This is a genomic window from Pseudomonas sp. Z1-14 (assembly GCF_051132005.1).
In the GTDB taxonomy this organism is placed as follows: domain Bacteria; phylum Pseudomonadota; class Gammaproteobacteria; order Pseudomonadales; family Pseudomonadaceae; genus Aquipseudomonas.
Genome location: NZ_CP071646.1, coordinates 2,655,034 through 2,674,262, shown reverse-complemented (window position 1 = coordinate 2,674,262; position 19,229 = coordinate 2,655,034). Strand labels below are relative to the sequence as shown.

The 19,229-nt window shown below is 63.5% G+C and carries 17 protein-coding genes; 7 read left to right on the top strand and 10 right to left on the bottom strand.

What is annotated here, in order from left to right:
* Positions 1-66 precede the first annotated feature (66 nt).
* A complete protein-coding gene (locus tag J3P89_RS12190; RefSeq protein ID WP_434568361.1) occupies positions 67-1,083 on the bottom strand; it encodes an AraC family transcriptional regulator in 1,017 nt (338 codons plus the stop codon).
* Positions 1,084-1,094: 11 nt separating this feature from the next.
* Positions 1,095-2,438 carry a CDP-diacylglycerol--serine O-phosphatidyltransferase gene (gene pssA, locus J3P89_RS12185; RefSeq protein WP_434697670.1) on the bottom strand — a complete coding sequence of 448 codons (1,344 nt, stop codon included), beginning with the start codon at positions 2,436-2,438 and terminating at the stop codon, positions 1,095-1,097.
* A gap of 124 nt (positions 2,439-2,562) precedes the next feature.
* On the opposite strand from pssA, the gene J3P89_RS12180 reads away from it, so the two are divergent.
* On the top strand, positions 2,563-3,129 hold the full coding sequence (locus J3P89_RS12180) for a TetR/AcrR family transcriptional regulator (RefSeq protein WP_434657821.1): 567 nt from the start codon (positions 2,563-2,565) through the stop codon (positions 3,127-3,129).
* A 92-nt stretch (positions 3,130-3,221) separates the two neighbouring features.
* Positions 3,222-3,701 carry a DUF1348 family protein gene (locus J3P89_RS12175; protein WP_434697669.1) on the top strand — a complete coding sequence of 160 codons (480 nt, stop codon included), beginning with the start codon at positions 3,222-3,224 and terminating at the stop codon, positions 3,699-3,701.
* A 114-nt stretch (positions 3,702-3,815) separates the two neighbouring features.
* Here J3P89_RS12175 and J3P89_RS12170 read toward each other — a convergent pair whose 3' ends face one another.
* On the bottom strand, positions 3,816-4,886 hold the full coding sequence (locus J3P89_RS12170) for a M42 family metallopeptidase (RefSeq protein ID WP_434697668.1): 1,071 nt from the start codon (positions 4,884-4,886) through the stop codon (positions 3,816-3,818).
* A 248-nt stretch (positions 4,887-5,134) separates the two neighbouring features.
* On the opposite strand from J3P89_RS12170, the gene J3P89_RS12165 reads away from it, so the two are divergent.
* The gene (locus tag J3P89_RS12165) at positions 5,135-5,536 is read left to right on the top strand and encodes a hypothetical protein (RefSeq protein WP_434697667.1); all 402 of its coding nucleotides are present in this window, start codon (positions 5,135-5,137) and stop codon (positions 5,534-5,536) included.
* Positions 5,537-5,719: 183 nt separating this feature from the next.
* On the opposite strand, the gene J3P89_RS12160 is transcribed toward J3P89_RS12165, so the two are convergent.
* The 4 genes from J3P89_RS12160 to J3P89_RS12145 all read right to left on the bottom strand — a co-directional run bounded on the left by J3P89_RS12160 (position 5,720) and on the right by J3P89_RS12145 (position 10,333).
* Positions 5,720-8,143 carry a TonB-dependent siderophore receptor gene (locus J3P89_RS12160; protein ID WP_434697666.1) on the bottom strand — a complete coding sequence of 808 codons (2,424 nt, stop codon included), beginning with the start codon at positions 8,141-8,143 and terminating at the stop codon, positions 5,720-5,722.
* A gap of 67 nt (positions 8,144-8,210) precedes the next feature.
* Positions 8,211-9,152 (bottom strand): FecR domain-containing protein, encoded by a 942-nt coding sequence (locus tag J3P89_RS12155; RefSeq protein ID WP_434697665.1) that lies wholly within the window; start codon positions 9,150-9,152, stop codon positions 8,211-8,213.
* Positions 9,152-9,661: a sigma-70 family RNA polymerase sigma factor gene (locus tag J3P89_RS12150; RefSeq protein ID WP_434697664.1), complete on the bottom strand. Its 510-nt coding sequence runs from the start codon at positions 9,659-9,661 to the stop codon at positions 9,152-9,154. The genes J3P89_RS12155 and J3P89_RS12150 overlap by 1 nt, the downstream gene beginning before the upstream one ends.
* A gap of 150 nt (positions 9,662-9,811) precedes the next feature.
* On the bottom strand, positions 9,812-10,333 hold the full coding sequence (locus J3P89_RS12145; RefSeq protein WP_305500949.1) for an SgcJ/EcaC family oxidoreductase: 522 nt from the start codon (positions 10,331-10,333) through the stop codon (positions 9,812-9,814).
* 175 nt (positions 10,334-10,508) lie between these two features.
* On the opposite strand from J3P89_RS12145, the gene J3P89_RS12140 reads away from it, so the two are divergent.
* Genes J3P89_RS12140 through J3P89_RS12125 form a run of 4 tightly spaced genes read left to right on the top strand, consistent with a single transcriptional unit; the run spans position 10,509 to position 15,146 of the window.
* Positions 10,509-11,693: a sensor histidine kinase gene (locus J3P89_RS12140; RefSeq protein WP_434697663.1), complete on the top strand. Its 1,185-nt coding sequence runs from the start codon at positions 10,509-10,511 to the stop codon at positions 11,691-11,693.
* Positions 11,690-12,358 carry a response regulator gene (locus J3P89_RS12135; protein ID WP_434697662.1) on the top strand — a complete coding sequence of 223 codons (669 nt, stop codon included), beginning with the start codon at positions 11,690-11,692 and terminating at the stop codon, positions 12,356-12,358. The genes J3P89_RS12140 and J3P89_RS12135 overlap by 4 nt, the downstream gene beginning before the upstream one ends.
* Positions 12,355-14,667 carry an ATP-binding protein gene (locus J3P89_RS12130; RefSeq protein WP_434697661.1) on the top strand — a complete coding sequence of 771 codons (2,313 nt, stop codon included), beginning with the start codon at positions 12,355-12,357 and terminating at the stop codon, positions 14,665-14,667. The genes J3P89_RS12135 and J3P89_RS12130 overlap by 4 nt, the downstream gene beginning before the upstream one ends.
* Entirely contained in the window at positions 14,664-15,146 is a 483-nt protein-coding gene (locus tag J3P89_RS12125; protein ID WP_305500942.1) for a response regulator, read from the top strand. The genes J3P89_RS12130 and J3P89_RS12125 overlap by 4 nt, the downstream gene beginning before the upstream one ends.
* 193 nt (positions 15,147-15,339) lie before the next feature.
* Here the strand turns inward: J3P89_RS12125 and J3P89_RS12120 are convergent, their stop codons facing one another.
* The 3 genes from J3P89_RS12120 to nirB form a co-directional block, all read right to left on the bottom strand.
* A complete protein-coding gene (locus J3P89_RS12120; RefSeq protein WP_434671982.1) occupies positions 15,340-15,780 on the bottom strand; it encodes a CBS domain-containing protein in 441 nt (146 codons plus the stop codon).
* Between the two features lie 172 nt (positions 15,781-15,952).
* A complete protein-coding gene (gene nirD, locus J3P89_RS12115; RefSeq protein ID WP_305500940.1) occupies positions 15,953-16,324 on the bottom strand; it encodes a nitrite reductase small subunit NirD in 372 nt (123 codons plus the stop codon).
* Entirely contained in the window at positions 16,324-18,885 is a 2,562-nt protein-coding gene (gene nirB / locus J3P89_RS12110) for a nitrite reductase large subunit NirB (RefSeq protein WP_434697660.1), read from the bottom strand. The genes nirD and nirB overlap by 1 nt, the downstream gene beginning before the upstream one ends.
* Positions 18,886-19,229: the final 344 nt, after the last annotated feature.

Here is a 19,229-nt window from a genome sequence, read left to right as displayed (position 1 = left end):
TTGACCGTCCCATGTGGGAGCGAGCCTGCTCGCGAAGACGGCAGCCCAGTCAACCAGGAATCCGGATCAGTCAGCCTCGTTGAGAATCAGGCTGCGATAGTGCCCGGGATTGGACCCGGACCACTTGCGAAACGCCTTGTAGAACGAGCTGGCATCGGCAAAACCCAGCCGCGCGGCGATTTCGACGAAGCTGATGGAGGGTTCGGCCAGCCAGGCGATCGCCAGCTCCTTGCGCACACTGTCTTTCAGGCCCTGGTAAGTCTGGCCCTCATCCGCCAGGCGGCGGCGCAGGGTCGATGCGGAAACGCAGAGTTGTTGAGCCAGGGCCTCGGTTTCCGGCCACTGCTCGGCGGGCAGCTGGCGCAGATCATGGCGGATACGGCTGGCGAGGCTTTGCGGGTCGCGGTATTTGACCAGGATGTTCGCCGGGGCCTGGGCCAGAAAGCGCTTGAGCTCCTCCGGACTGCGGCGGATGGGCAGGTCCAGGCAGTCGGCGGAGAAGATCATCCGCGTACGGGGCCGGTCGAAGCGCAGGTTCTGCGAGAACATCACGCGGTAGTCATCGCAGAAATCCGGCGCCGGGCAACGCAACTCGACGGACAGGATTGGAATGCGCCGCCCGGCGAGCCAGCAGGCCACGCCATGGACGATCATCCAATAGGTGAAATAGGTAAAGGCCCGGCGCGGGTCCTGGTCGTCTTCGAGCAGAACGATTTCCGCCAGGCTTTGCTGGCGAACCCACTGCGCCGGCAGGTGTTCAAGCATCAAGGAGAGGAAACCCAGACCCGCCGTCAACCCGGTCGCCAACGTCGGCTGGGCCATGGCGCACTGGCACAGGAAGGCCAGGCTGCCGGACTTGAGCTTGCGCGGGTCCATGCCGAAGAACTCGTCATCCAGCCGCCTTGCCAGCAGGCGCCAGAGTCGCGCATAGGCGTGGGCCGGCACGCGCGCCTGGGGCTCGTCGAGCCATGCGGGGTCGATACCGACCTTGCTCAGGACTTCTTCGGTAGCGGCTCCAGGGGCGCAGCTTTGCAGCAGCGCCTCGCGCACCAGCTGGATGGAGATGGTGTCTTTTTCCGACATGGCGCGGCGGTTCACAGGATCCGGTAAAGCAGTCGCTCTATTCGCACCCGGCTGACCCGTTTCAGGAACTTGCTCACCGCGGCGGGATAGTCCGGCAGGGTCTCCAGGTCCAGGTAGCGTTCGATCCGCCGGGTGTGTTGATAGATCCGCTCCAGCTCAGCCTGCCGCGGCCCCAGCAACTCCCCTTTGGGATCGTCGAGCAACAGGGCGTTTTCCAGATCCAGGCGAAACGCCCGCGGGTTGAGGTTGTTGCCGGTGAGCAAGGTGTAGCGCTCGTCGACCCACATGCCTTTGAGGTGGTAGGTGTTATCGCCGTCGCGCCACAAACGCAGGTTCAACTGGCCGCTGTCGATGAAGCGCTGATGCCGCTTGGCGAAGCGGCGCAGGCTGATCTCGTACAGATAGGGCAACGCCGCAATGATCTTGAACGGCTCGCTGGGCGGGATATAAAAATCGTTTGCGGTCTTGTCGCCGACGATGATGTCGATCCGTACCCCGCGCGCCAGGGCACGGTTGATGTCCCGGGTCACGGCCAGCGGCAGGTTGAAATAGGGCGTGCAGATGGTCAGTTGCTGACGGCTGCTGGCGATCAGCTCGCTGATCGCCTTGCTCAGCGGATTATTCTTGCCGACGCCCAGCAGCGGGCTCACCGACAGGCCGTCCTTGTCGAGGCTGCCGGCCGTGGTGTCATAGGTTGCATATTTGAGACGGCTGCGCAGGTCGCCGATGTCCTTGCGCAAGCTGCGGGTGCTGGGCAGGTTCGGCAGGTCAAGGCGATGCACCGCCCTGGATGCGATCAGGCCATGTTGCACCAGATGATGCATCGAGTCGGCCAGCGCGCTGTTCTGCAGCAGGTGATATCGGTCGTAGCGGTATTTGTCGAACTTGTGCAGGTAGACGTTGTTCAGGCTCGCGCCGCTGTAGAGCACACAATCATCGATCACAAAGCCTTTCAAGTGCAGCACGCCGAACAGCTCGCGAGTCTGCACCGGCACGCCGTAGATCGGCACTTCGCTGTCATGGACGCGGGTCTGCTGCTGGTACCACGCCGAGTTGCCCGGCTGCTTCTTGGCGCCGATCAGGCCGCGCTGGGCCCGTAGCCAGTCCACCACCACGGCGATGTCCAGCTCGGGGCGCGCGGCTTTGGCGGCATGCAAGGCGTCAAGGATTTCCTGGCCGGCCTCGTCCTCTTGCAAGTAGAGCGCGACGATGTAGATGCGCTGGGTCGCCTGGGCAATTTTCTCCAGCAGGCAACGGCGAAACTCGGCGGCGCCGTCGAGGATGGTCACAGCCTCGGCGGTGAGTGGAAAGCTGCGCAGCTTGGGCAGCAGGGAGCGTTTGAAAAGCGACGGCATAGGGCTCGCAAAAGGTCGAATCCGAAGAACGGATGAGCTTACACCATGACGCGCGGGTTTGGGCCTCCCCTTCGCGACGAAAAAACAATTGACCAAGGAGAACGATCGTTCTACTGTTCGAGACATGAACGAAATCACTAGCAATGAAACACGCGACATCATCCTCGATGTCGCCGAAAAGTTGATCTACAAAAGTGGCATCGCCGCCACCGGCATGGACCTTTTGGTGAAAACCGCCGGCGTCTCGAGGAAAAGCATCTACCGCTACTTCGCCAACAAGGAGGACCTGGTTGTCGCCGCCCTCAAGCGCCGCGATGAACGCTGGATGCACTGGTTCTGCAGCGAAGTGGACAAGGCGCCGACGCCGCTCGCGCGGTTGCTGAACCTGTTTCCGGTGCTCAAGGGCTGGTTCGACAGCGAAGGTTTTCGCGGTTGCGCCTTCATCAACACCAGCGGCGAAACCGGCGACCCGCAGGACCCGGTCCGCCAGGTTGCAAAGATGCACAAACAGAAGCTGCTCGACTATGTAACCCGCCTGTGCAGCGATCAAGGCATCGAGCAACCGCAAGTGCTGGCGGGGAAGCTGCTTATCCTGATCGATGGGGCCATCACCGTTGCACTGGTCATGGGCGATCACAATGCAGCCGATCAGGCACAGCACGTTCTGAAAACCCTGCTGGCTATCGAATAAGCAACACGCGTATCGCAAGACCGTCGTTGAGACAGACTGCCGTTGAGACAGGCAATAGTGCAATTCATCATTCATTTATCGGGAGCTTAACCATGTCGTCCTCTGCTGAAGTTCGCCCGCCGCTGCCGCCGTTCACCCGTGAAACAGCGATCGAGAAAGTTCGCCTGGCCGAAGACGGCTGGAACTCTCGTGATCCGCAGAAGGTATCGCTGGCCTACACCCTCGACACCCACTGGCGTAACCGCGCCGAGTTCGTCCATAGCCGGGAAGAAGCCAAGGCCTTCCTGGCCCGTAAATGGGCCAAGGAGCTGGATTACCGGCTGATCAAGGAACTCTGGGCGTTCACCGACAACCGCATCGCCGTGCGTTATGCCTATGAATGGCACGACGACTCAGGCAACTGGTTCCGCTCCTACGGCAACGAAAACTGGGAGTTCGACGAAAACGGCTTGATGTCCAATCGCTACGCCTGCATCAACGACCTGCCGATCAAGGAAAGCGAGCGTAAATTCCATTGGCCGCTGGGTCGTCGTCCGGATGATCATCCGGGGCTGTCCGAATTGGGGCTGTAACACAAGCCCCTGTGGGAGCGAGCTTGCTCGCGATGGGATGGCACAGTCGATATTTCCGTCGGCTGACCCACCGCCATCGCGAGCAAGCTCGCTCCCACATTGGCAGATGGCGTGTCAGTCGTGGCCGCGATCCAGCAGGAATTCCAGCAACGTTACCGCGCAGGCTTCGATACTTCCTTCCAGAATCAGCTCGTAACCGTGGGTGTTTTCAGTCGGGATGGCAATGCAGCCACCCTGGGCCGACACGCCGCTGCTCATGATCGCGCTGGCGTCACTGGCAAAGTCCACCAGCAGCGCGAACTGAGGCGTCAACCCGCGACGTTTGCCGGCCTGGTACAGCTGGTCGACGATCTCACGGTTGTAGCAACCGTTTTTATCGCCAGTGTTGATGATCGGATCGACGCTCAGTCGGGTAGCGTATTCAGAAATGATCGGGCCCACCTCAACCGCTACCGTGGCATCCCCCGGCAGATGGCTGGCGGCATAAAGCGCTCCGGCATTGGACTCTTCCTCTTGCGTGGTGAAGACGAAATAAACGTCGTTCTTCAGTTCTTCGCGGCGCTCAGCCAACAACCTTGCGGCTTGCAGTGTCGCGACCATCGGCGCGCGGTCGTCGAGGAAATGCGCCGCGATGGCATCGCCGACCCGGAACGGACGCCGCCAATGCTGGCTCAGCACTACCCGGGTACCGGGCCGCACGCCGTGCGTTTGCAGCTGCTCACCGGAGCACCGGGTGATCACATGGACATCGCCCCAATTGACGTTCCCCGACAGAACATCGGCGCCCTGATGGGTTTCACCGGTGCTGTGCATCGATCCGAACGACAGTACGCCGGGAATGAAATCCCGGTCGCCGAGAATGTCCACCGGGCACACCCCGAAATTGATCGGATTGGCGCCGCCCAGGGCCACCACGCGCAATGTACCGTCCGGTTCGATGCGTTTGACCAGCATGGCGATTTCGTCCAGGTGCGCCATGATCCGGATGGGCTGGTTCGCCTTGCCGCTTGGGCGTGTGCCCTTGATCAGGCCAATGACATTACCGGCCGGGTCGACCCGGGTCTCGTCGCAATGCGGCCGCAGTTCCCGCAGGCAGATGTCGCGCACTTCATGCTCCTGCCCGCCGGGCCCACGGGCCATCAGCAATTCTTCCAGCAGCGGTAAGGTGGACGGATCGGGTTGCATACGATGGGTTCTCCTTTTTCCGGAAGCGGCCCAGCTGTCGGAGCGAGCCGCGACGTGATTGTCTTCTTGAGCCCTCCCGGCGCTGAAAAATTTGATCGGATCGCGGCAAAACAGACGAGCGGCCCCTGTCCGGTCGCGGACCAGTGGCTTCTAGGGAGGGTTGACCAGCGCGCCGCGAGGCATCACATTGCCCGGGTCGCCCCTACGCCCAAAGGCGGTTTTGTTGTGTCGCAGAACTTGTGGAGCCCATGACCGCGTCGATGCCGATCCGTCCCCCCTGCCCGCCCGGCGTCTGTGATTGCGGGCGTGATGCGTTGCTGCAAACGCCAGGCAGCGATTTGCGCATCCTTTGCCTGAATCGTCAGGAAGAAAAACGCCTGCTTGAGCGACTGGAAAACATCCAGAGCCTGGACGAGCTTGAACGCTTGCAGCAGCGGCTGTATGAAAACCTCGGCGTACGGGTGACCATCGAGCCGGGTTACAACGAAGTGCGGACCATGCGCGGCATTGCTATCGAGTTCCAGGAACAGCCAGGCCTGTGCCGCAAGATCCGCCAGTCGATTCCGGCGGCGATCCGTCGGGGGTTGGAGAAACGGCCTGAAATCGCCTGGCGGCTGCTGGATGCCCACGACCTGTTTCGCGACGCCTGACATTGCCTTTTTAAAAGGCCAATGCATCCCCTGTGGGAGCGAGCCTGCTCGCGAAAGCGGTATCACATTCAATGAAGATGTTGAACGTACCGGCCTCTTCGCGAGCAGGCTCGCTCCCACAGTTGGATTGGGCGACCAGAATTTCATGGCTGATCGCTCCCACAGGATAAACATCAACTGCGATCAGAAATCGACAGTCGCCGACACCAGGTAAGTGCGCGGCGTCGCCAGGGTCAGCCCCGGCTCGCTGTCGTCCGAAGCCCCGGCCGAACTCCAATAGCGCTTGTCCGCCACGTTCTCGATATTGGCGCGCAAGGTGATGTGCTTGTCATCGACCTTGAAGGCATACCGCGCACCGACGTCGAACCGCTCCCAGGAATCGATTTCCTTGGTGTTGGACGGATCCAGGTACTGCGAGCTGGAATAGATGCCGCGGCTGGTCAGGGTCAACCCCTGCACAGTCGGCACGTCCCATTCGGCACCCAGGTTGACGTTGTACTCCGGTGTCGCCGGCGCGCGGTTGCCGTCAAACGCAGGGTTGGTGGTGTCGGTCAGTTCGCTGTCGATGTACATTACGCCACCGAGCAGGCGCAATCCCTTGACCGGTTCACCGAATACGCTGACTTCCGCGCCGGTGTTCTCGCGCTTGCCGTTCGGCCCGAAGACGTTGGTCGTGGCGTCGGTGGCATAGGCCGGTTGCTTGATCCGGAACACGGCGGCGGTAACGGCCAGCGCGCCGGCATCGTACTTGGCGCCGACCTCGACCTGGCGGCTGATGAACGGCGGGAAGATTTCATCGCTGTTGTCCGAGGACGTCGGCGCGATCTTGCCCTGGCTCAAGCCTTCCATATAGTTGGCATAGAGGGACAGCTTGTCGGTGGCCTTGAACAGGATGCCGCCCGACGGCGAGACTTTTTCCTCGTCATAGGCGGTGGGACCCTTGATCCCATCGGACCAGTCGTCAACTTCCACCCGCTGCCAGCGGGCGCCAAGGGTCAGCAGCAGCCGGTCATCGAAGAACCCCAGGGTGTCGGACAGCGCCACGCCGCTGAAGTGGTTCTCGGTGTAGACCTTCGGGTCCGGCCGTGTGGGGGTGTTCGGCGTCGGTGTCGGCACCGGGTCATAGAGGTTGCTGCGCCCGTTCGCATAACGGGCGCCGCCGTTCTCGAAATCCATGTAGAAATAACTGGCCGCCAGGTTCAGCTCATGGCTCACCGGGCCGGTTTGGAACCAGTTGCGCACCCCGGCATTGGCCGTGCGGACATTCTCGTCCCGGGTAAAGTCGCGGGGCGACACGGTGAAATCGCCGGCCGCATTAGTGACCGATACGTTGTGCCGCAGAAAGTCGTGGTTGCTTTTGCGCGCCCCGACACCGCCGTAAAGCATGACCGAGTCGCTGACGTCGAATTCGCCGTTCACAGCGCCGAAGGTGTCCTCGGTACGCGCCTTGCTCCAATGCTGCGCGTAATTGCGTCGCACATCGCTGGCATGCGGTACCGGCGCGGCGGCGCCAACCTGGACGCGCTCTTGCGGTGCGTCTGTGTCACGCTCGGTGTGGCCGATATCGGTAGAAAGACGCAGGCGTTCGCCACGAAAATCCAGGCCCAGCACGGCCATCTGGCGGTCCACGCGCTGATGATCCCAGTCGGTGTCGCCGGCCTGCTTGACGCCGTTGAAACGCACGCCAAACTGCTTGTCCTCGCCAAAACGGCGGCCGACATCCACGGCAGCGCCGGGCTGGCTGTCGGAGGCGTAGCTGCCGGTCAGGGACGTGATCGGCTTGTCGGTGGCCCGCTTGGGCACTACGTTGATCCCGCCGCCGACGCTGCCTCGCGGCGAGATCCCGTTGATCAGTTGGGTCGGGCCCTTGAGGATGTCGACGCGATCGGCCATCTCCATGTCGATTGTATAAGTCGGCAGCACGCCATAAAGGCCGTTATAGGCCACGTCACTGTTGAACAGGCTCAAGCCACGAATGGTGAATTGCTCATAACGCCCGCCCGCCGGGTTGGTGGCGCGCACCGAGGGGTCGCTGGCGACCAGGTCACCGAGGGTCCGTGCTTGCAGATTCTTGACCGTCTCCCCCGTGTAGGTGGTCATGCTGAACGGCGTTTCCATGAAGTCACGGGAGCCGAGCAAGCCCTGGGATCCACGCCGTGCCACCTGTCCCCCTGCGTAGGGATCGCCTTGCGTCGCGCCGGTGGCGCCGAAAATCGAGGTCGGCGCCAGTTGCAGGCTGCTGCCTTGCGCCGCAGGAGTGAGCATGTAGGCCTGTTCCCCTACTGGCTGCAGCTGCAGGCCAGAACCCTGCAGCAGCCGGGCAAATCCCTCCTCCACGCCAAACTCGCCAGCGAGCCCGGCACTGTTGCGACCGCTCACCAGGGCCGGGTCCACCGAGAGGTTGACGCCAGCCTGGCCGGCGAACCGGGTCAGCGCGGCGCCGAGGCTGCCGGCGGGAACCTGATAGCTGCGCCGGGCGCTTTCCTCGGCCTGGCTGGGCGAGATGAAAAACGCACCGGAGCTCAGGCTCAGCATGAGGCTCAGGTTCAGCAACGGGCGCCAGCCAGCAAGGGCCGGACGAAAACGTAAAGATACTGCTGCGGGCATTGGGGCGACTCTCGTTTTTTGTTCAGTTGCCTTGAATGACAAGCGAGACAAAAAAAGGGGACAGGCTTCAGGCGATATTTTTTCGCGGCGTCAAGGTGACCCAGTAACGGGTACGCATGTGCACCTCAAGCGGCAGGCTGGCCGAGAGCAGCGCGAGGATCCGGTCGGTGTTTTCCAGACGGAAGCTGCCGGTGACGCGGAGCGCTTCCAACCCTTCGTCCCAGCGCAACGCGCCGGGGCGATAACGGTCCAGCTCGCGAAGGAAATCCCCCAGCGGCTGGTTCTGCGCCACGAGCACGCCTTCACGCCAGCCCATCTGCCCGGCGTCGAACGTGCTGGTCGCATTCGCGCCAGTGGCACCCAGGTCGACCTGCTGGCCTTCTTCGAGCCTCAGCGCTGACCCTTGCGCAGGCTGCAGCAGCACAGCGCCGCTGACTACCGAAACCCGGCAGTTGCGTTGATCCAGGCGAATACAGACTTCGCCTCGGCCGACATTCACCTCACCGTAGGGCAGCTGGACCGCCAAGGGGCCGTCGACGACTTTCAGGGCGATCTCGCCGCGCAGCAGCATCACGCGGCGCGCCTCGAGGTCAAGGTCCACAGCGCTGTCGGTGTTCAACTGCAAAACGTTGCCACCGGCCAGCGTCCACCGACGGCGTTCCCCGGTGGCGGTGTGCAGGTCGGCGCGCCAGGCCTCCAGCGGCAGTTCACGTCCCAGCAACCACGCGGTCGGTACCAGCGCGGCGACACCCAACGCGCGCTTGAGTACGTTGCGACGGGCCAGTGCGGGACGATCCAGGGTGGCCAGGCCCAACGCTGACGGCACCTCGGCAAACCGCTGGCGCAGGCGCTGGGCTTTCTGCCAGGCCGCTTCGTGCTCGGCCTTGCTTTCGCGCCAGCGCTGCAACGCGCCATGATCGAATTCATCGGCGCCTGACTCGATCAGCGCCAGCCAGCGGGCCGCCGCCCGGGCGACTTCACGGGCTTCGGCCGACGGAGCCTGGCGCATCAGAAGTCCACCAGCAGGCAATGTTCGTAGGACTGGGCCATATAACGCTTCACGGTGCGTTCGGAGACTTGCAGGCGCTCGGCGATCTCGCGATAACCGAGGCCTTCGAGCTGGCTCCACAGGAACGCCCGACGCACCATCGGCGCCAAGCCATCGAGCAATTCATCCAGGGCCTGCAGGGTTTCCAGCAGCAGCCACCGCTGTTCTGGTGACGGCACGCATTCGACGGGCAGGCTGGCCAACGCGTCGAGATAAGCCTGTTCCAGATGGCGGCGGGTGTAGAAATTGCTCAACAAGCGCTTGCCCACCGTCAACAGGTAGGCGCGCGGTTCATGCAGGTCGGCCAGCGACTGGGCGCTGGACAGTACGCGCAGGAACGTATCCTGGCGCAGGTCGGCGGCATCCCAGGCATTGCCCATGCGCCGTCGCAACCAGCCTTCCAGCCAACCGCCATGGTCACGGTATAACGCGTCGAGGGCGTGCTCCGCCGGCTTAGCTGCATCAAGCATGTGAAGTCGCCCTGGGCAAGAATGTCTTAAATGAGACTGATTCTAATTAATGTTCCCAGGCGAATCCAAGGCTTTAATTCATCGACGGTCAAAACGTCTGGCGAAGCAGGCGCCCTTGGACACCAGGGGCGCGCCGTATATCGCCCGCCGTCAGTGGCTGGCCTGCAGGGTCTTCGGTACTTCCGGCATGGCCGACGAGTGATGGTTGATGATTTTCCACTGGCCGTCGAGTCGCTCGTAAAGGAAGGTATAGCGCGCCTGCACTTCCCGCTTGGAACCGTCGGCCTGGGTCAGCGTAAAGGTATAGACTCCGCTGTCCATTGCCGCGTCAGGCCCCAGGTGACGGATTTCCCGGTAGTTGATCACCCCGACCGGTTTGGCCGCCAGGAAGTGCACGAAATAGTCCTGGATCTGCGCCGGGGTACTGCGCACCTTGTTGGAGACGGTCGGTTGCAGAATCGCATCCGGGGCGTACAGGCTGGTGACCGCGACGGCGCTGCCGGTCTTCAACGCAGCGTTCCAGCGGTCGAACAGCCCGGCGATTTCACGGTCGTTGACGTTCTGCGGCTGCTCGGCCACGGTGCTGTAGACAAACGGCGTGGTCTCCAGCGCTTGGGCAAGGGGTGCGCCCAGCAGGAGAAAAGCGGCAATGGCACAGGTTTTCATTTTCATCGTAGCGTTCCTTTGGGTTTCAATGAGCCCACTGTGCCGGCCTTCGCGAGCCTCGCCATCGGCCAACCGGTGCCGATCGCCTATGCCATTCGGCAGATAGGCCGGGTGTCGATCACAGGGTTTAATGAAACCATCACCAACCGCGCCGGTTTGCCCTTCCACGCTGGAGTTCCCCATGCAAAGCCCACCCCATGACCCTGGCAGCGCCTTGGCGATCCGCACCCAGTACCGCCAGTCGCAAAGCCGGGCGGCGCGCCTGGGCCTGTTGCTGGGCACCGGGCACGAACTGACCCGCCTGCCGTTGGCGCAGATGCGCCAACGCGCGGTGGAACGTGCGTGCGCGTTCGTCGCCATGGATCACGGTCTGTTGCTGGAATGGACCGCTGACAGCCAGTTGCAGACCGTCGCCAGCCACGGCAGCGGCGAGCGCCTCGAGCTGCTCGCCGAGCTGGCCCAACCGCCCTCGCCCGCTTCGCAGTGGATGGATCGCCCCGGCACGCCGTTGCCGCAGATCCTGCGGATCCCTCTGCGCGGGTCCGACGGCGTTGCGTTCGGCGCGCTGCTATTAGGCAACAGCGTGCCCTTGGGCGCCCCTGACAATGAAGACATCGAATCGCTGCAATTGCTGGCCACGCTGTTGGCGGCGCACCTGGAGAACAGCCGCCTGCTGCAAACGCTCCAGGCCCGCGAGCGGACCATGTCCGAGCTGGTCCATCGGTTGTTCAGCGCCCAGGAGGACGAGCGCAAGCGTGTCGCCTATGACCTGCACGATGGACTCGCGCAGAACCTCGCTGGATTGCATCAACGCCTCCAGGGCTTCGCCGGTCGCTGCCCGCCTTTGCCGGCGGCGCTGGCCGATGAACTGCGGGGCATTCTCGAACTGGCCCAGGGCTGCGTCGGCGAAGGTCGGCAACTGATCGGCGGCCTGCGTCCGCATGTGCTCGACGATTTCGGCTTGTACAAAGCCGTCGACAAGGAGGCCGATCGTCTGCGTGACGCCGGGCTCGGGGTCGATTGGGTCGAGCACAGCATTGCGCGCCTGCCGGGTAATACCGAGATTGCGTTGTTTCGCATCGCCCAGGAAGGCATCAACAACATTCTCAAGCACGCCCAGGCCAATCAGGTTTCCCTCGGGCTGGCGGTGCGAGACGGCCAGGCTTGGCTGCGGGTCGAGGACGATGGCTGCGGATTCGCCCTGGAACAACCCATCGAGACCAATGGCACCTGCCACCTCGGCCTGGCCGCCATGCAGGAGCGCGCGAGCCTGCTGGGCGGCCAACTGGACTGTCGTAGCGCACCCGCCTGCGGCACTCGATTGCTGGCCAGCGTGCCGTTGCCAGCCCACGGAGCACAGCCATGAATCGTCCCTTGCGCCTGCTGTTGGCCGATGATCACGAAGTGACCCGCACCGGGTTCATTTCCATGCTCGCCGGTACCGAAGGGTTCGAAGTCGTCGCCCAGGCCTGCGACGGCCAGGAGGCGCTCGACTTGTGCGCACGGCTACAGCCGGACATCGCCATCCTCGACATCCGCATGCCCGTGCTCAACGGCCTCGGCGCGGCGCGCATCCTGCAACAACGCCAGCCGCAGATCAAAGTGATGATCTTCACCATGGACGACAGCCCCGACCACCTCGAAGCGGCCATCGGTGCGGGCGCCGTCGGCTATCTGCTCAAGGATGCCAGCCGCGAGGAAATGCTCCAGGCCCTCAGGCGGGTCGCCCAGGGAGAAGAGGCACTGAACAGTTCGGTCAGCGCCCGCCTGTTGCGCCGCATGGCCGAACGCGGCGCCAACGGTGCAACGCCGGTCCAGGCCTTGACCGCGCGCGAACGCCAGGTACTCGGGCTGGTGGCCGGTGGGTTCAGTAATCGCGAGATCGGCGAAAAGCTCGGCATCGCCCCCGGCACGGCCAAAGCGCATGTGGAGCGGGTCATCGGCAAGCTCGGCGCCGCCGACCGGACCCAGGCGGCGGTGCGCGGCGTTGCCCTGGGCCTGGTGGCGCAACCCAGCGGACAATGGCCATGAGGTTTCTGGCCGCCCGGAGATGGGCCGACTTGCCGTTGCGGGGCAAGGCGCTGGTGGTGATCTCGCTGCCGTTGGTGGTCCTGCTGCTGTCGCTGGTGCTGATCTACATCACCGAACGCCAGACGGCCCGTGCCGAAGAGGATGTGCGCCGGGTGCTGCTGGTCCAGGGCGACATCCAGGCCGTGCACACCTTGCTGGCCGAGGCCGCGGCCAGCGTGCGCGGTTACCTGCTGACCCGGCGTGAAGATTTCCTGCCCGGTTACGAACAGGCCACCCCGAGGATCCAGGCTGCATTGCAACGCCTGGACCACAATATCCGTGACGCGAGGATGCGCGAGCACCTCAAGACCATTACCCCGCTGATTACCGAAAAGCTTGCCGGGTTGCAGGCGTTGCGCACCGGCAAGGCCGACGACACCGCGGCCATCACCGCGATCCTGATCGAAAACAAACAGGTGCTCGACGTACTGCGCGAGCAGATCAGCGCCATGCGCATCCGCGAGGATGCCCTGCTCGCCGACCGCAGCGCCGCCGCGTCGGCAACGCGCATGCGGCTGCTGTTCGCGACGTTGCTGGCGGCGGTGTGCGGGCTGTTCGGGGCGATCGTCGCGGTGCTGTTCCTGTCCAAGGGCATTGTCGCCCGGGTCCAGCAGGTGCAAGGCAACGCCCAACGCCTGGCGCTGGGCCAGCCATTGTTGCCGCAACCGCCGGAGAAGGACGAAATCGGCCAGTTGGGCACTCGCCTGGTGGAAGCCGGGCAGTTGCTCGCCGAACGCGAGCGCGCCCTGCGCGATAACGAGGAACGCCTGCGGCTGATCATCGATGGCGTCAAGGACTACGGCATTTTCGCCCTCGACGCCAAGGGCCATGTGATCACTTGGAATGCCGGGGCCGAGCGGATCAAGGGCTATACCGAACAGGAGGTACTCGGCCGGCATTTCTCGCTGTTCTACCTGGCCGAAGAGTGCCCGGCCCACCCCGAAATGGCCCTGCGCGAGGCCACCCGCGACGGCCATTACATGGAAGAAGGCTGGCGTTGCCGCAAGGACGGCAGTCGCTTCTGGGCCAGCGTGGTCATCACCACTCAATACGACAGCACCGGCGCCCTGCGTGGTTTTTCCAAGATCACCCGCGACATCACCGACCGGCGCACCGCTGAAATCGCCCTGCGTACCGCCCGCGAGGAAGCGGAAAGCGCGAGCCGGGCCAAGAGCGAATTTCTTTCGCGCATGAGTCATGAGTTGCGCACGCCGCTGAACGCCATCCTCGGCTTCGCGCAATTGCTGGACATGGATTCGGTCGCCGGCCAGCGCCCGCAGGTCAGCCACATCCTGCGCGCCGGCCAGCATTTGCTCGCTTTGATCAACGAAGTGCTCGACATCGCCCGGATCGAAGCCGGCCGGCTGCCCCTGAACATCGAGCCAATTGCCCTGCCGACCGTGCTGCACGAAGCCTTGACGCTGGTGTCGCCGATGGCCGCGGATTCAGGAATTCATCTGGCCGCCCTGCCCGCGCTGCCCGAAGGCAGTGGCGTGCTTGCCGATCGCCAACGCTTGGTCCAGGTGTTGCTCAACCTGCTCTCCAACGCGATCAAGTACAACCGGCCCGGCGGTGAGGTACGCATCGAAGTGAACGTCGAGGGCCATCAGGTGGGCATTGCCGTCAGCGACACCGGGCACGGCATCGCCCCCGAACAGTTGGACCAGTTGTTCAAGCCGTTCGAACGCCTGGGCGCCGACCCGCAGGTCGAAGGCACAGGCCTGGGACTCTCTCTGAGCAAAAGCCTGCTGGAGATGATGCAGGGTAGCCTTCAGGTACTTAGCGAACCGGGACAAGGCTGCTGCTTCACCTTGCGCTTGCCCGCTGCCCAGGTATCCGGCGCCCAGTTGCCGCCATTGGCGGCGTTGGAAATCACCCGCCCGCGCACCGAGTTCGACGGCAAGGTCCTGTGCATCGAAGACAACCTGTCGAGCCTCGCCTTGATCGAAACCCTGATGCAGCGTCGCCCGGGCATCCAGCTGCTATCGAGCATGCAAGGCCAGTTGGGCCTGGACCTGGCGCGCCAGCACGCGCCGCAGCTGATCCTGCTCGACGTGACATTGCCGGACCTGGAGGGGCTGGAAGTCCTGCGTCGGTTGCGCCAGTCTGCGGCGACCGCGTCCACGCCCGTGCTGATGATCACCGCGGATGCCAGCGACCTCACTCACCGCGCCCTGCGCGAGGCAGGCGCCACGGCGATCCTGACCAAGCCCATTCATATCCAGGCCTTCCTCGGCCACCTTGAACGTTATTTACCGGAGTCCGCATGAATCGCGATCTGCGCATCCTGATTATCGACGATCAGCGCCCCAACCTTGAGTTGATGGAACAGCTGCTGGCCCGTGAAGGGCTGCACAACGTGCTGAGCAGCACCGAGCCGTTGCGCACACTCGACCTGTTCAACAGTTTCGAGCCCGACCTGGTCATCCTCGACCTGCACATGCCGGCCTTCGACGGGTTTGCCGTGCTGGAGCAGCTCAACCGGCGCATCCCGGCCAATGACTACCTGCCGATCCTGGTGCTGACCGCGGACGCCACGCGCGACACCCGCCTGCGGGCCCTGGCATTAGGCGCCCGGGACTTCATCAGCAAGCCCCTCGACGCCCTGGAAACCATGCTGCGGGTCTGGAATCTGCTGGAAACCCGAGCCCTGTACAAATCGCTGCGTACATTGATTCCCGCCGAGCAGATCGAATTGTTGCGCCAGCATCGAGGGACGGCTGACCAGCGCATCGAGCCGTCAGCGTAGCGTGGCGTAATCGCGGCTATTTAATCCGCGTTGGGGTGAAGTTGCGGACCTAGTGTGGCGAGGGAGCTTGCTCCCGCTGGGCTGCGTAGCGGCCCCAAAAAGCTTACGGTCGCTGCGCACTGGAGCGCCAGCCCGGCCGAGCGGGAGCAAGCTCCCTCGCCACAAGGGCCTTACCTCTCAGCAGTGAGCGGGTTCAGTGGCCGCGGATGTAATGCTCCAACTGGCGGATCAGGTCCGCCTGTTCGACCAGCGCTTCCTTCACCAGGTCGCCGATGGACAGCAGGCCGATCAACTGGCCGTCATCCAGCACCGGCAGATGGCGCAGGTGGCTCTCGGTCATGACTTCCATGCAGCGTTCGATGCTCTGCTGGCTGCTGGCGGTGATGACCGGCGCGCTCATGATGGTGCGTACCGTGGTACCCACTGACGAACGCCCCTTGAGTACCATCTTGCGGGCATAGTCCCGTTCGCTGAACACCCCCACCACCTCGCCGGCCTCGATCACCGGCAGCGCGCCGACGTTTTTCTCGGCCATGATCTGCAGCGCTTCGAGCACGGTCTGGTCCGGCGCGATGCTGTGGACCTGTCGGTTCTGCACACTCTTGAGCTTTACCAGTTGAGCGGCGGTTTTCATGACTAATCCCCAAACTTGAAAAAAACCCGCTGTCGTGGCGAGGGAGCTTGCTCCCGCTCGGCCGGGCTGGCGCTCCAGTGAGCAGCGACCGTAAGATTTTTTGGGCCGCTACGCAGCCCAGCGGGAGCAAGCTCCCTCGCCACAAAAAGCCCCATACCAAGCTATTGCAGAGTCAGTCCTCGCCAATCTCCACCACATCCCCGTTCAACCGCACCGGCCAGACCCGCAGGCGCTGTTCGGGATATTCCAGGCAATGGCCGTCTTCCAGGCGAAAATGCTGCTTGTACATCGGCGAGGCGATCACCAGTTCGCCCTTGATGCTGCCCAGCAGACCACGGCCGATAACGTTCGCACCGGACTTGGGGTCGCGGTTGTCGACGGCGTACAGCGGCTTGTCCGTGTGCTCCGGCAGGTAGAGCAGCGCCACTTGGCGGCCGTCATGCCAGGCAACCACGCCGGAATTGGGCACCAGGTCCTCGCGGCTGCACAGGGTGCGCCATTGGACGGGTTCTTGAGCGATACGAACGACGTTTGACTGGCTCATCAGAGCACCTCCTCGGTGACGGGAATCAGGTGAAGTTCGCCGGCATGCACCGGCCGGCGCTGGCCGCGTTCGCGGACAAAGTGGACGTCCGGATCGTCGCGCTTGTCGTTGACGAAGGTCCGGAAGCGCTTGAGTTTTTCCGGATCCTTCAAGGCGTTGGCCCATTCGCACTCGTAGCGGTCGACCACCAGTTGCATCTGCGCTTCGAGCTCGGCGCCCAGGCCCAGGCTGTCGTGGATGATCACGTCCTTGAGGTAGTCCAGACCGCCTTCCAGGCTCTCGCGCCAGACCGAGGTGCGCTGCAACTTGTCCGCGGTGCGGATGTAGAACATCAGGAACCGGTCGATGTAGCGGATCAGCGTGGCGTCATCCAGGTCGGTGGCGAACAGCTCGGCGTGGCGTGGACGCATGCCGCCGTTGCCGGCCACGTAGAGGTTCCAGCCCTTCTCCGTGGCGATCACACCTACGTCCTTGCTCTGCGCCTCGGCGCATTCACGGGTGCAACCGGACACCGCGAACTTGAGCTTGTGCGGCGAGCGCAGGCCCTTGTAGCGGTCCTCGATGGTCAGGGCCATCTGCACGCTGTCCTGCACGCCGTAGCGGCACCAGGTGCTGCCGACGCAGGACTTCACCGTACGCGTCGATTTGCCGTAGGCGTGGCCGGTCTCGAAACCGGCTTCGATCAGCTCGGCCCAGATGTCCGGCAACTGGTGCAACTGCGCGCCGAACAGGTCGATGCGCTGGCCGCCGGTGATCTTGGTGTAGAGGTCGTATTTCTTCGCGACCACGCCAATGGCGATCAGTTTGTCCGCAGTGATCTCACCGCCGGCGATGCGCGGCACCACCGAGTAGGTGCCGTTTTTCTGCATGTTCGCCATGAACGTATCGTTGGTGTCCTGCAGCGGCACCAGGTGCGCGTCCATGATCGGCTGGTTCCAGCACGACGCCAGGATCGAACCCACCGCCGGCTTGCACAGGTCGCAACCGGTATGGCCGCGACCGTGTTTGGCCAGCAGCTCTTCGAAACTGATAATCCCTTCCACCCGCACCAGTGCGTAGAGCTCCTGGCGGGTATAGGCGAAGTGTTCGCACAGGCTCTTGTCGACGCTGACGCCACGGGCGATCAGCTCGTGCTCGAATACCTGCTTGACCAGGGCCGCGCAGCCGCCGCAACCGGTACCGGCCTTGGTGTCGCACTTGAGCTGGCCGAGATCGCTGCAGCCGCCATCGATGGCCGCGCAGATCGAGCCCTTGGTGACGTTGTGGCACGAGCAGATGGTCGCCGCTTCGGGCAGCGCCGCCGGGCCCAGTGTCGGAGCGCCCTCGGACGATGGCAGGATCAGGCTGGCGGCGTCCTTGGGCAAGGCGATGCCGTTCTGCATGTATTGCAGCAGGGTGTCGTAATAGCTGTTGTCGCCCACCAGCACCGCGCCGATCACGCGCTTGCCGTCGGCGTCCACTACCAGGCGCCGATAGCTGGCGCTGGTTTCGTCGATGAATTGGAAGCTGCGCGCACCCGGCGTGTTGCCATGGGCGTCGCCGATGGAACCGACGTCCACGCCCAACAGCTTGAGCTTGGTGGACATGTCCGCGCCGGTGAACGCCTCGCCAGCCTCGCCGCACAGGCGCGCCGCGACATTGCGGGCCATCTGGTAGCCCGGCGCGACCAGGCCGAAGATGCTGCCATTCCAGGCGGCGCATTCGCCGATGGCATAGATGTCCGGGTCGCTGCTCTGGCAATGGTCGTCAATCACCACGCCACCGCGCGGGCCGATCTGCAGGTCGCACTGGCGAGCCAGGGCATCCTGGGCGCGGATACCGGCGGAAAACACGATCAGGTCGGTTTCCAGGAAGTCGTCGGTGGCGAAGTTCATCCGGTAACGGTATTGCTCACCGGCGCTGATGGATTGGGTGCCCTTGGACAGGTGCACGCCGACACCGAGTTTTTCGATGCGCGCCTTGAGGGCCAGGCCGCCCTGCTCGTCCAGTTGTACCGGCATCAGCCGTGGGGCGAATTCCACCACGTGAGCTTCCAGGCCAAGGGTCTTGAGGGCATTGGCCGCTTCCAGGCCCAGCAGGCCACCACCGACGACCACGCCACGCCGGGCATTGTTCGCGGCGGCGCGGATGGCGTCGAGGTCTTCAAGGGTGCGGTAGACCAGGCACGAATCACCTTCGGCGCCCTGGATCGGCGGCACGAACGGGTACGAACCGGTGGCGAGCACCAGCTTGTCGTAGCTGAGGCGCTCGGCGGCGGTGACAACCTGGCGCGCCTGGCGATCGATTTCCAGCACCGGCACGCCCAAGTGCAGCGTGACGCCGGGCGTCTGGTACAACGAGGCTTCGCCCAGGGCCAGCGACTCGGCATCGCGGCCCGAGAAATACTCGGACAAATGCACACGGTCATAGGCACGCATCGGCTCTTCGCTGAACACATGCACGCGGTAATGATTGAGGGCACCGCGCTCGATCAGTTGCTCGACGCAGTGATGGCCGACCATGCCATTGCCGATCACGATCAGCGTTTGCAGCTTGTTCAGGGAAGCAACGTTGGAATTCATAAAAAGCACCCGACAAAAGCCCATCACGGTTTTTTGAAAGCAAAAAAAAGACGCCTGAAACCTTGCGGTTCCAGGCGTCTTTGCCTGTTCTGTGTGGTATCGATCCGGCGACTGCGCCCTGACCTACCGTAATATCCCCGGCCTGCTGGCGCTCGATCTTCGTTGACCGACGGGGCTGCCCACTCGATTGTGTTCGCGGTGGGCCTGCCAAGCCTCTTGCAGCGAGCGTGCCAGACTTCATTTTTGCCCGCCTCCACCCCCTCGCATGCACCCACAATCCCCTGTGGGAGCGGGCCTGCCCGCGAAGAGGCCGGTCCGGTCACCGGAAGCCGACCTGCATCAGC

What these genes read in the sequence shown, in the direction of transcription:
- J3P89_RS12190 (WP_434568361.1), bottom strand. Translation starts at nt 1,083, where the DNA reads ATGTCGGAAAAAGACACCATCTCCATCCAGCTGGTGCGCGAGGCGCTG.
- pssA (WP_434697670.1), bottom strand. Translation starts at nt 2,438, where the DNA reads ATGCCGTCGCTTTTCAAACGCTCCCTGCTGCCCAAGCTGCGCAGCTTT.
- J3P89_RS12180 (WP_434657821.1), top strand. Translation starts at nt 2,563, where the DNA reads ATGAACGAAATCACTAGCAATGAAACACGCGACATCATCCTCGATGTC.
- J3P89_RS12175 (WP_434697669.1), top strand. Translation starts at nt 3,222, where the DNA reads ATGTCGTCCTCTGCTGAAGTTCGCCCGCCGCTGCCGCCGTTCACCCGT.
- J3P89_RS12170 (WP_434697668.1), bottom strand. Translation starts at nt 4,886, where the DNA reads ATGCAACCCGATCCGTCCACCTTACCGCTGCTGGAAGAATTGCTGATG.
- J3P89_RS12165 (WP_434697667.1), top strand. Translation starts at nt 5,135, where the DNA reads ATGACCGCGTCGATGCCGATCCGTCCCCCCTGCCCGCCCGGCGTCTGT.
- J3P89_RS12160 (WP_434697666.1), bottom strand. Translation starts at nt 8,143, where the DNA reads ATGCCCGCAGCAGTATCTTTACGTTTTCGTCCGGCCCTTGCTGGCTGG.
- J3P89_RS12155 (WP_434697665.1), bottom strand. Translation starts at nt 9,152, where the DNA reads ATGCGCCAGGCTCCGTCGGCCGAAGCCCGTGAAGTCGCCCGGGCGGCG.
- J3P89_RS12150 (WP_434697664.1), bottom strand. Translation starts at nt 9,661, where the DNA reads ATGCTTGATGCAGCTAAGCCGGCGGAGCACGCCCTCGACGCGTTATAC.
- J3P89_RS12145 (WP_305500949.1), bottom strand. Translation starts at nt 10,333, where the DNA reads ATGAAAATGAAAACCTGTGCCATTGCCGCTTTTCTCCTGCTGGGCGCA.
- J3P89_RS12140 (WP_434697663.1), top strand. Translation starts at nt 10,509, where the DNA reads ATGCAAAGCCCACCCCATGACCCTGGCAGCGCCTTGGCGATCCGCACC.
- J3P89_RS12135 (WP_434697662.1), top strand. Translation starts at nt 11,690, where the DNA reads ATGAATCGTCCCTTGCGCCTGCTGTTGGCCGATGATCACGAAGTGACC.
- J3P89_RS12130 (WP_434697661.1), top strand. Translation starts at nt 12,355, where the DNA reads ATGAGGTTTCTGGCCGCCCGGAGATGGGCCGACTTGCCGTTGCGGGGC.
- J3P89_RS12125 (WP_305500942.1), top strand. Translation starts at nt 14,664, where the DNA reads ATGAATCGCGATCTGCGCATCCTGATTATCGACGATCAGCGCCCCAAC.
- J3P89_RS12120 (WP_434671982.1), bottom strand. Translation starts at nt 15,780, where the DNA reads ATGAAAACCGCCGCTCAACTGGTAAAGCTCAAGAGTGTGCAGAACCGA.
- nirD (WP_305500940.1), bottom strand. Translation starts at nt 16,324, where the DNA reads ATGAGCCAGTCAAACGTCGTTCGTATCGCTCAAGAACCCGTCCAATGG.
- nirB (WP_434697660.1), bottom strand. Translation starts at nt 18,885, where the DNA reads ATGAATTCCAACGTTGCTTCCCTGAACAAGCTGCAAACGCTGATCGTG.